Below are 10,125 nucleotides of genomic sequence, written 5' to 3'. Positions count from 1 at the left end.
GCGTAGGTGTAGATCTCGGTGTACGGCGGGATGGCCACGTCCGCTTCGGCAAAGCTGATCTTCAGGACGATGAAGAACGGCAGCATGAAGAACAGGAACAGCCAGATGAACGGGACCCCGATGACCAGCTGACGGCCACCGGGAATTATTCGATTGAGCCGGCGTTTGAATTTGCGCATGTTCATGAGCGAAGTACCACGCCGCTGTCGTCTTCCCACCACACGTACACCTGATCGCCCCAGGTCGGACGTGCGCCACGGCGTTCGGCGTTGGCCACGAACGACTGCACCAGCTTGCCGCTCGGCAATTCGACGTAGAACACCGAGTGACCGCCGAGGTAGGCAATGTCATGCACCTTGCCGCTCGACCAGTTGTATTCGCAGGTCGGCTGGTCGGCGGTGACCAGCAGTTTTTCCGGACGGATCGCGTAGGTCACGGACTTGTCCTGCACCGAGGTGCTGATGCCGTGGCCGACGTAGATCTGCCGGTCGAGGTCCTTGCAGGTGATGGTCGCGTGGCCTTCGGCGTCGTCGATCACTTCGCCTTCGAAGATGTTCACGTTACCGATGAATTCGCAGACCAGACGGCTGGTCGGGGTTTCGTAAATGTCGATCGGGCTGCCGATCTGGGCGATCCAGCCCAGGTGCATGATCGCGATGCGCTCGGCCATGGTCATGGCCTCTTCCTGGTCGTGGGTCACCATCACGCAGGTCACGCCAACGCGCTCGATGATTTCCACCAGTTCCAGCTGCATCTGCGAACGCAGTTTCTTGTCCAGTGCGCCCATCGGCTCGTCGAGCAGCAGCAGTTTCGGCCGCTTGGCCAGCGAACGCGCGAGTGCCACACGCTGACGCTGGCCACCGGACAACTGGTGCGGCTTGCGCTTGGCGTACTGGCTCATCTGCACCAGCTTGAGCATCTCGGCCACGCGGGCGTCGATCTCGGCCTTTGGAATCTTGTCCTGTTGCAGGCCGAACGCGATGTTCTGCGCCACGGTCATGTGCGGGAACAGGGCGTAGGACTGGAACATCATGTTGATCGGTCGCTCGTACGGCGGCATGTCGGTGATGTCGACGCCGTCGAGGAAAATGCGCCCCTCCGTGGGCCGTTCGAACCCTGCCAGCATCCGCAGCAGAGTGGATTTGCCCGATCCCGAACCGCCGAGCAGGGCGAAGATCTCGCCCTTCTTGATTTCCAGGGACACATCGTCCACGGCAACCGTCTCGTCGAACTTCTTCGTGACCCGGTCGATTTTGACCAGCACCTGCTTCGGTGTCTGGTCGCCCTCGAGGGCTTTCTTATAGGCGCCGGAGGCAACTGCCATTTACGAAACTCCCAGAAAAAAAGAGTGCAGTTCGCCCACGCAAGACGAACCCAGGATAGTTTGTACGTTGACGCTATTTACCCGACTTGACCTTGGTCCAGCTGCGGGTCATCAAACGCTGAATATTCGGCGGCAACTCGATCGACACGTAGGTCTTGTCGAGCACAGCCTGCGGTGGATAAACCGACTCGTCGGTGCGGATGGACTGCTCCATCAGCTTGTCCGAACCCGGGTTGGGGTTGGCATAACCGACGTAATCACTGACCTGGGCGATCACCTCAGGTTTCAGCAAATAGTTGATGAAGGCATGGGCCTCTTTGACGTTGGCCGAATCCTTCGGAATCGCCAGCATGTCGAACCACAGCGCGCCGCCCTCTTTCGGGATCGAGTAGGCGATGTTCACGCCCTTCTTGGCTTCTTCGGCACGGTTCTTCGCCTGGAAGATGTCGCCGGAGAAACCGATGGCCACGCAGATGTCGCCGTTGGCCAGGTCGCCGATGTATTTCGAGGAGTGGAAGTAGGTCACGTAAGGACGCACCGCCAGCAGTTTGGCCGTGGCCTTCTCGTAATCCTTGGGATCGGTGCTGTTGGCGTTCAGGCCCATGTAATTGAGCACGGTCGGCATCATTTCATCGGCCGAATCGAGGAACGCCACGCCGCAACTGTGCAGCTTCTTGATGTTCTCCGGCTCGAACAGCACGCTCCAGGAATCGATCTTGTCGACACCGAGCACTTCCTTGACCTTGTCGACGTTATAGCCGATGCCGTTGGTGCCCCACAGGTACGGCACGGCGTACAGGTTGCCCGGATCGTTCTGCTCCAGGCGCTTGAGCAGCACCGGATCGAGATTGGAATAGTTCGGCAGCTGCGCTTTGTCGAGCTTCTGGAACGCACCCGCCTTGATTTGCTTGCCGAGGAAGTGGTTCGACGGCACGACCACGTCGTAACCGGTACGCCCGGCGAGCAGTTTGCCTTCCAGGGTTTCGTTGGAGTCGAACACGTCATAGACCGGTTTGATTCCGGTCTCCTTCTGGAAATCGGCCAGGGTGGTCTCGCCGATGTAATCCGACCAGTTATAAATATGCACAGTACCGGCGGCTTGGGCACCGACAGCGAACGTCAGACCGGCAGCGGCCAGCAGGGCATTGCGCAAAGAAGAAAAAATAGGCAAGTGGAGGTCCTCTAATTTAGTTGGGCCCAAGTTGCCCCGTGCTGCATGACAGTCACGGTTGCCCGGCAACAAAACCGGCGCGCAACTTACCTTCGAAAAACCGTTCCAGCAAAACTTTCTGTCATTTAATTGCACCGCTGACCACCCGGGTGAAGGCGACGGCCAGCGGTTGCTGCTTCAAACCGGCTTATTTACCGGATTTGATCTTGGTCCAGCTGCGAGTGATCAGGCGCAGGGTGGCTGCGTCCAGATCGCTGATCGCATAGAGCTGCTTCTTCACTTCAGCCGAAGGGTAGATGCTCGGATCGCTGGTGATTTCCTTGTCCACCAGCGGCGTGGCCGCCTTGTTGCCGTTCGGGAAACGCACGGCGTTGGTGATTTCGGCCATCACTTTCGGCTCGAGCAGGTAGTTCATGAACTTGTAGGCGGCTTCGACGTTTTCGGCATCCTTGGGAATGGCGACCATGTCGTAGAAAGTACCGGCACCTTCTTTCGGAATGGTGTAGGCCAGTTTGACCTTGTCACCGGCTTCCTTGGCGCGGGTCTTGGATTGCTCCAGGTCACCCGAGTAACCGACCGCCACGCAGATGTTGCCGTTGGCCAGGTCCGAGATGTACTTCGAGGAGTGGAAGTAGGCAACCGAAGGACGCACTTTGAGGAACAGGTCCTCGGCGGCTTTCAGGTCAGCCTTGTCTTTGCTGTTGGTCGGTTTGCCCAGGTAGTGCAAAGCCGCCGGAATCATTTCGGTCGGCGCGTCGAGGAAGCTCACGCCGCAGCTTTTCAGCTTCTCGATGTTTTCAGGCTTGAACACGATGTCCCAGGAGTCGATCTTGTCGACGCCCAGCGCAGCCTTGACCTTCTCCGGGTTGTAGCCGATGCCGATCGAACCCCACATGTACGGGAACGCGTGCTTGTTGCCTGGGTCGCTGGCGTCGCCAACGGCCTTGAGCAGGTCTTCGTCGAGGTTCTTCCAGTTTGTCAGCTTGGACTTGTCCAGTTCCTGATAAACGCCGGCCTTGATCTGCTTGGCCAGGAAGTTGTTGGAAGGCACCACAATGTCGTAGCCGGATTTGCCGGCCAGCAGCTTGGCTTCCAGGGTTTCGTTGCTGTCGAAAACGTCATAGACGACCTTGATGCCCGTCTCTTTTTCGAAATTGGCAACCGTGTCCGGCGCGATGTAGTCGGACCAGTTGTAAACGTGCAACACCTTGTCGTCCGCCTGAACCGCACCCGCCATCACGCCCATCAGGGACATGGCGAGCAGAGTCTTGCCAGCGAGCTTTTTGCCTAATGCCTTCATGCGTTAATGCTCCAAATTTTTCTTTTTTGAACCACTTTGTTCAGCGGCCGAACCCGGACAACTGGAACCGCGGCTAGTCTGGCAAGATCCGAGGCGGTCTTTCAAGAAAAGACCAGCCTTTCTGACAGCTCCGAGCGACAGCGCAACAGCTCCATCGCTCAGAGCCTAGCACTTAGCCCTGCAACGCACTCAGCGTCAGGTCCAGGCACTTGCGCGCCTTTGTAACCAGTTCATCGATCTCTGCCTTGCTGATCACCAGCGGCGGCGCGATGATCATCGTGTCGCCCACGGCACGCATGATCAGCCCGTTGTCGAAGCAGAACTGGCGGCAGATCATGCCCACACCCTTGCCTTCGTAACGCTTGCGAGTGGCCTTGTCCTGCACCAGCTCGATGGCCCCCAGCAGACCGACTCCGCGCACTTCACCCACCAGCGGGTGATCGTTCAGTTCGCGCAGACGTTTCTGCAAATACGGTGCCGTTTCTTCATGGGCGCGTTCGATGATTTTCTCTTCGCGCAGAATCCGGATGTTTTCCAGACCCACCGCCGCCGCCACCGGGTGACCGGAGTAGGTGAAGCCGTGGTTGAAATCGCCGCCCTCGTTGAGCACCGCCACCACTTCGTCACGCACGATCAGGCCACCCATCGGGATGTAGCCGGACGTCAGGCCTTTGGCGATGGTCATCATGTGTGGCTTGAGGTCGTAGAAATCGCTGCCGAACCATTCGCCGGTACGGCCAAAACCGCAGATCACTTCATCGGCCACGAACAGGATGTCGTACTTGGCGAGGATTTCCTTGATGCGCGGCCAGTAGGTGTCTGGCGGAATGATCACGCCGCCGGCGCCCTGGATCGGCTCGGCAATAAAGGCACCGACGTTGTCCACGCCGACTTCCAGAATCTTCTCTTCCAGCTGATTGGCCGCCCAGATCCCGAACTCTTCCGGAGTCATGTCGCCACCTTCGGCGAACCAGTACGGCTGGGCGATGTGGACGATGCCCGGAATCGGCAGGTCGCCCTGTTCGTGCATGTAGGTCATGCCGCCCAGGCTCGCGCCGGCCACAGTGGAGCCGTGATAGCCGTTCTTGCGGCTGATGATGACTTTCTTGTTCGGCTGGCCCTTGATCGCCCAGTAGTGGCGAACCATGCGCAACATGGTGTCGTTGCCTTCGGAGCCGGAACCGGTGAAGAACACATGGTTCATGCCTTCTGGTGCCACGTCGGCGATGGCCTTGGCCAGTTCCAGCGCCGGCGGGTGCGCGGTCTGGAAGAACAGGTTGTAGTAAGGCAGTTCGCGCATTTGTTTGGCGGCCGCATCGGCCAGCTCGTCGCGCCCATAACCGATCGCCACACACCACAGACCCGCCATGCCATCGAGGATCTTGTTGCCCTCGCTGTCCCACAGGTACACGCCCTTGGCGTTGGTGATGATCCGTGGACCCTTTTCTTTCAGCTGCTTGAAGTCGCTGAACGGGGCCAGGTGGTGATCGCTGCTGAGGGCTTGCCACTCACGGGTTTGCGGGTTGTTGCTGGTCATGCCAATTCTCCTTGTTATCGGTGAAGGCGCGGCGGCTGGCCACCGCGCCCGGCGTATCAGACGGCGAAGAGCAGGTACTCACGCTCCCAGGAACTGATCACGCGCTTGAAGTTTTCATGCTCGGCCCGCTTGACCGCGACGTAGCCGGTGATGAAGGTCTTGCCCAGGTATTTCTCGATGGTCGCGCTGTTTTCCATGCGTTCCAGGGCGTCCTCGATGGTCAGCGGCAGGCGCAGGTTGCGGCGCTCGTAACCACGGCCCACGACCGGCGCGCTCGGGTTGATGCCTTCGACCATACCGATGTAGCCGCAGAGCAGGCTCGCGGCAATCGCCAGGTACGGGTTGGCGTCGGCGCCCGGCAGGCGGTTTTCCACGCGACGGTTCTGCGGGCCGGCATCCGGTACGCGCAGGCCCACGGTGCGGTTTTCTTCGCCCCATTCCACGTTCACCGGCGCCGATGTGTCCGGCAGGAACCGGCGGAACGAGTTGACGTTCGGGGCGAACAGCGGCAACAGCTCAGGAATCAGTTTCTGCAGGCCACCGATGTGGTGCAGGAACAACTGGCTCATGGTCCCGTCTTCGTTGGAGAACACGTTCTTGCCAGTCTCGATATCGACGATGCTCTGGTGCAGGTGCATCGCACTGCCCGGCTCGCCGGTCATCGGTTTGGCCATGAAGGTGGCGGCCACGTCGTGCTTGAGCGCGGCTTCGCGCATGGTGCGTTTGAACACCAGAATCTGGTCGGCCAGCGACAGTGCGTCACCGTGACGGAAGTTGATTTCCATCTGCGCGGTTCCGTCCTCGTGGATCAGCGTGTCGAGGTCCAGCTCCTGCAATTCACACCAGTCGTAGACGTCTTCGAACAGCGGGTCGAATTCGTTCGCCGCCTCGATCGAGAACGACTGACGCCCGATTTCCGGGCGCCCGGAGCGGCCGATTGGCGGCTGCAACGGATAGTCGGGGTCGTCACTGCGCTTGGTCAGGTAGAACTCCATTTCCGGCGCCACGATCGGCTGCCAGCCCTTGTCGGCATAGAGTTTCAGGACTTTCTTGAGGACGTTGCGCGGCGACAGCTCGATCGGGTTGCCTTGCTTGTCATAGGTGTCGTGGATCACCTGGGCGGTCGGCTCGATGGCCCATGGCACCAGGTACACGGCGTTCTGGTCGGGACGGCAGATCATGTCGATGTCGGCCGGGTCGAGCAGTTCGTAATAGATGTCGTCTTCGACGTAGTCGCCGGTCACGGTCTGCAACAGAACGCTCTCTGGCAGACGCATGCCCTTTTCGGCGATGAACTTGTTGGTCGGCGAGATCTTGCCCCGGGTGATCCCGGTCAAGTCGCCGATCATGCATTCGACTTCTGTGATCTTGTGGTCTTTCAACCAATCGGTGAGCTGGTCGAGGTTGTTACTCATAAATGCCTCTGGGCTGAGTCTCCTGACGCATGTCAGGCAAGTTTGACGCACGGGGCGTCGCGTTAAGGGGGCTTGTTTGCGCGCAGTGCCGGCTTACGCCTGGCACCGCGCATGGACAATGAAGGAGGAGCTTACCTGCCCTTTACGCTGGCGTTGCATTTCCTGTGCACATCTTCGGCGTGCAGAATCACGGGCACGACGACGGGCGCGGTGCAGGCCGGAAGAAGGAAAGAGATCTATATTGAAAGGAGAACCGCTAAAGAGGATGCCCCCGCATGCGTCCAGAATATCGGACGCTGCCGCCTGATCTGCCACGAACAGAGACAACGCTGGCAGGCTGCAAGCCTTGCTGGCCGCGCTGCGGACGGACGTGTCGCCACTGATGTGGTAAGCATGCAGACCGGACTGCAAAACGCAGTCGGTGACGCCGATTAACGGCAGGCGAGACATGAAGCACCCCGGTATTATTGCTGTTATGGGTTTGATCCGAGCTTAGCCTTGTTCATTTTTTTACACAACACCCCCGTAAAAAATACAACACGGCCTGCTCAAGCCTGCGGGTGGCGCGTCCTTCACGGATAAAAAAATGCCCCAAAGTGCCCCATAAATGCCCTCGTGGCGCTTTTTCAGGGCAGAAAAGGCCTCGCTTGACTTCGGCAGGCCGTTCGGGTTGACTGAAACCAGAAAAGATCAATGATTGATATTTTTAACAACAAAGGTGTTGCATCATGTCGGTACCCCCGCGTGCCGTTCAGCTTAACGAAGCGAACGCGTTCCTTAAGGAACATCCTGAGGTTCTGTACGTTGACCTTCTGATTGCGGATATGAATGGTGTGGTGCGCGGCAAGCGCATCGAACGCACCAGCCTCCACAAGGTTTACGAGAAAGGCATCAACCTGCCGGCCTCTCTATTTGCCCTGGATATCAATGGTTCGACGGTGGAAAGCACCGGCCTGGGCCTGGACATCGGCGATGCCGATCGTATCTGCTATCCAATCCCCGATACCCTGTGCAACGAGCCATGGCAGAAGCGCCCGACCGCGCAGCTGTTGATGACCATGCACGAGCTCGAAGGTGATCCTTTCTTCGCCGACCCGCGTGAAGTGCTCCGTCAAGTTGTTGCAAAGTTTGACGAGCTCGGCCTGACCATCTGCGCCGCGTTTGAACTCGAGTTCTACCTGATCGACCAGGAAAACGTGAACGGCCGCCCTCAGCCACCACGCTCGCCGATCTCCGGCAAACGCCCGCATTCGACCCAGGTCTACCTGATCGACGACCTCGACGAATACGTCGACTGCCTCCAGGACATTCTGGAAGGCGCTAAAGAGCAAGGCATCCCGGCCGACGCCATCGTCAAGGAAAGTGCCCCGGCGCAGTTCGAAGTGAACCTGCACCACGTCGCCGACCCGATCAAGGCGTGCGATTACGCGGTCCTGCTCAAGCGTCTGATCAAGAACATCGCCTACGACCATGAAATGGACACCACTTTCATGGCCAAGCCGTATCCGGGCCAGGCAGGCAACGGTCTGCACGTGCACATTTCGGTTCTCGACAAAGCAGGCAAAAACATTTTTGCCAGCGAGGATCCCGAGCAGAACGCCGCGCTGCGTCACGCGATCGGCGGTGTGCTCGAGACCCTGCCCGCACAGATGGCTTTCCTCTGCCCGAACGTCAACTCCTACCGTCGTTTCGGCGCACAGTTCTACGTGCCGAACTCGCCGAGCTGGGGCCTGGACAATCGCACCGTGGCCCTGCGCGTACCGACCGGCTCCGCCGACGCGGTCCGTCTGGAACACCGCGTGGCCGGCGCCGACGCCAACCCGTACCTGCTGATGGCTTCGGTGCTGGCGGGCGTACACCACGGTCTGACCAACAAGATCGAGCCACCGGCTCCGACCGAAGGCAACAGCTACGAGCAGAACGAGCAGAGCCTGCCGAACAACTTGCGCGATGCCCTGCGCGAGCTGGACGACAGCGAGGTGATGGCCAAGTACATCGATCCGAAATACATCGATATCTTCGTCGCCTGTAAGGAAAGCGAGCTGGAGGAGTTCGAACACTCCATCTCCGACCTCGAGTACAACTGGTATCTGCACACCGTCTAAGCGGATTGCAGTTGCATGAAAAACGCCGTGGGCTACTCAGCTCTCGGCGTTTTTTTATGGCCGCCTGCGGCGGTTCGCGAGCAAGCCCGCTCCCACAGTGAATCTCCTGCGAACAGAAATTTTCATCTCACAGGAGATACCCCGTGGGAGGGAGCTTGCTCCCGAAAGCGGCCGACAAGACAACACAAGAGCCGGCTCGTACAATGCCCGCTGCCCCGCAGGAGACTCACATGACGCAACCCGCCCCCGCTCGCAAACCCCGCGCCAGCAGCCAGGCACGGATCGACTCGATCCTCGACGCCGCGCGTATTTTGCTGGCTGCCGAGGGCGTGGCCAGTCTGTCGATCTACAGCGTCGCCGAGCGCGCGCAGATTCCGCCCTCCTCGGTCTACCACTTCTTCGCCAGCGTCCCGGCGCTGCTCGAAGCGCTGACGGCCGATGTGCACGCAGCCTTCCGTGCCTGCCTGCAAGCGCCGATCGATCACGATGCCCTGCGCGACTGGCGTGACCTGTCGCGCCTGGTGGAAGAGCGGATGCTGGAGATCTACGGCGAGGATGCCGCAGCACGCCAGTTGATCCTCGCCCAGCACGGCCTTACCGAAGTCACCCAGGCCGACCGCCAGCATGACCTCGAACTGGGTGACCTGATGCACAAGCTGTTCGACCATCACTTCGAACTGCCGCGACTGCCGGACGATGTGGACGTGTTTGCGCTGGCCATGGAACTGGGCGACCGGGTCTACGCCCGCTCGGTGCAGCAGCACGGACAGATCACCCCGCGCATGGCCGAGGAAGGCATGCGGGTGTTTGATGCCTATATCGGACTGTATCTGCCGCCGTATCTGCCCAAGCGAATTCTCTAGCGCACTCCCCGGCCTCATCGCGAGCAAGCTCGCTCCCACAGGGATTTGTGGCGCTCGCAACATCGGTGGGTGGCACTGAACCTGTGGGAGCGAGCCTGCTCGCGAAAGTCGCACCACCGATCACAAGCCATGAAAAAACCCCGAAGGGCTCACACCCTTCGGGGTTGTTTTTGTCCCACGCCCTTACAACTTGGCGATGGACACCTCGGTGGATTTCACGAAGGCGATCACTTCGCTGCCGACCTCCAGTTCCAGCTCCTTGACCGAACGGGTGGTGATCACCGACGTGACGATGCCGGAAGCGGTCTGCACGTCGATTTCCGACAGCACGTCGCCGAGAACGATCTCCTTGATCGCGCCTTTGAACTGGTTGCGTACGTTGATGGCTTTGATAGTCATGGCATTGATTC

9 protein-coding genes and 1 pseudogene are annotated in these 10,125 nt (G+C 59.5%); 2 read left to right on the top strand and 8 right to left on the bottom strand.

The window, feature by feature from the left end:
• The 7 genes and pseudogenes from N8H71_RS05765 to N8H71_RS05735 all read right to left on the bottom strand — a co-directional run.
• Positions 1-185, bottom strand: a pseudogene (locus N8H71_RS05765) (putrescine ABC transporter permease PotH); the annotation flags it as partial.
• Positions 182-1,324 (bottom strand): ABC transporter ATP-binding protein, encoded by a 1,143-nt coding sequence (locus N8H71_RS05760; RefSeq protein WP_007953506.1) that lies wholly within the window; start codon positions 1,322-1,324, stop codon positions 182-184. The pseudogene N8H71_RS05765 and the gene N8H71_RS05760, both read right to left, overlap by 4 nt.
• 73 nt (positions 1,325-1,397) lie before the next feature.
• Positions 1,398-2,495, bottom strand: coding sequence for a polyamine ABC transporter substrate-binding protein (locus tag N8H71_RS05755; protein ID WP_279309520.1), 1,098 nt, complete (start codon positions 2,493-2,495; stop codon positions 1,398-1,400).
• A gap of 187 nt (positions 2,496-2,682) precedes the next feature.
• On the bottom strand, positions 2,683-3,795 hold the full coding sequence (locus tag N8H71_RS05750) for a polyamine ABC transporter substrate-binding protein (RefSeq protein WP_115079590.1): 1,113 nt from the start codon (positions 3,793-3,795) through the stop codon (positions 2,683-2,685).
• 172 nt (positions 3,796-3,967) lie between these two features.
• Entirely contained in the window at positions 3,968-5,332 is a 1,365-nt protein-coding gene (locus N8H71_RS05745) for an aspartate aminotransferase family protein (RefSeq protein WP_039765388.1), read from the bottom strand.
• A gap of 56 nt (positions 5,333-5,388) precedes the next feature.
• The gene (locus tag N8H71_RS05740) at positions 5,389-6,747 is read right to left on the bottom strand and encodes a glutamine synthetase family protein (protein ID WP_085689854.1); all 1,359 of its coding nucleotides are present in this window, start codon (positions 6,745-6,747) and stop codon (positions 5,389-5,391) included.
• A 93-nt stretch (positions 6,748-6,840) separates the two neighbouring features.
• Positions 6,841-7,197 carry a gamma-glutamyl-gamma-aminobutyrate hydrolase family protein gene (locus tag N8H71_RS05735; protein ID WP_262193236.1) on the bottom strand — a complete coding sequence of 119 codons (357 nt, stop codon included), beginning with the start codon at positions 7,195-7,197 and terminating at the stop codon, positions 6,841-6,843.
• A 278-nt stretch (positions 7,198-7,475) separates the two neighbouring features.
• On the opposite strand from N8H71_RS05735, the gene N8H71_RS05730 reads away from it, so the two are divergent.
• Positions 7,476-8,852 carry a glutamine synthetase family protein gene (locus tag N8H71_RS05730; RefSeq protein WP_262193235.1) on the top strand — a complete coding sequence of 459 codons (1,377 nt, stop codon included), beginning with the start codon at positions 7,476-7,478 and terminating at the stop codon, positions 8,850-8,852.
• Between the two features lie 230 nt (positions 8,853-9,082).
• Positions 9,083-9,715: a TetR/AcrR family transcriptional regulator gene (locus N8H71_RS05725; protein WP_262193234.1), complete on the top strand. Its 633-nt coding sequence runs from the start codon at positions 9,083-9,085 to the stop codon at positions 9,713-9,715.
• A 183-nt stretch (positions 9,716-9,898) separates the two neighbouring features.
• Here the strand turns inward: N8H71_RS05725 and N8H71_RS05720 are convergent, their stop codons facing one another.
• A complete protein-coding gene (locus N8H71_RS05720) occupies positions 9,899-10,114 on the bottom strand; it encodes a TOBE domain-containing protein (protein WP_007953520.1) in 216 nt (71 codons plus the stop codon).
• Positions 10,115-10,125: the final 11 nt, after the last annotated feature.

Source organism: Pseudomonas koreensis, from assembly GCF_025447595.1.
GTDB classification, from domain to species: domain Bacteria; phylum Pseudomonadota; class Gammaproteobacteria; order Pseudomonadales; family Pseudomonadaceae; genus Aquipseudomonas; species Aquipseudomonas koreensis_H.
Note: the sequence above shows the minus strand (reverse complement) of the source record. Positions and strands in the feature narration are given on the sequence as shown.

Bases quoted from the DNA above. Each gene is read 5' to 3' on its own strand.
- N8H71_RS05760 (WP_007953506.1), bottom strand. From the start codon at position 1,324: ATGGCAGTTGCCTCCGGCGCCTATAAGAAAGCCCTCGAGGGCGACCAG.
- N8H71_RS05750 (WP_115079590.1), bottom strand. From the start codon at position 3,795: ATGAAGGCATTAGGCAAAAAGCTCGCTGGCAAGACTCTGCTCGCCATG.
- N8H71_RS05745 (WP_039765388.1), bottom strand. From the start codon at position 5,332: ATGACCAGCAACAACCCGCAAACCCGTGAGTGGCAAGCCCTCAGCAGC.
- N8H71_RS05740 (WP_085689854.1), bottom strand. From the start codon at position 6,747: ATGAGTAACAACCTCGACCAGCTCACCGATTGGTTGAAAGACCACAAG.
- N8H71_RS05735 (WP_262193236.1), bottom strand. From the start codon at position 7,197: ATGTCTCGCCTGCCGTTAATCGGCGTCACCGACTGCGTTTTGCAGTCC.
- N8H71_RS05730 (WP_262193235.1), top strand. From the start codon at position 7,476: ATGTCGGTACCCCCGCGTGCCGTTCAGCTTAACGAAGCGAACGCGTTC.
- N8H71_RS05725 (WP_262193234.1), top strand. From the start codon at position 9,083: ATGACGCAACCCGCCCCCGCTCGCAAACCCCGCGCCAGCAGCCAGGCA.
- N8H71_RS05720 (WP_007953520.1), bottom strand. From the start codon at position 10,114: ATGACTATCAAAGCCATCAACGTACGCAACCAGTTCAAAGGCGCGATC.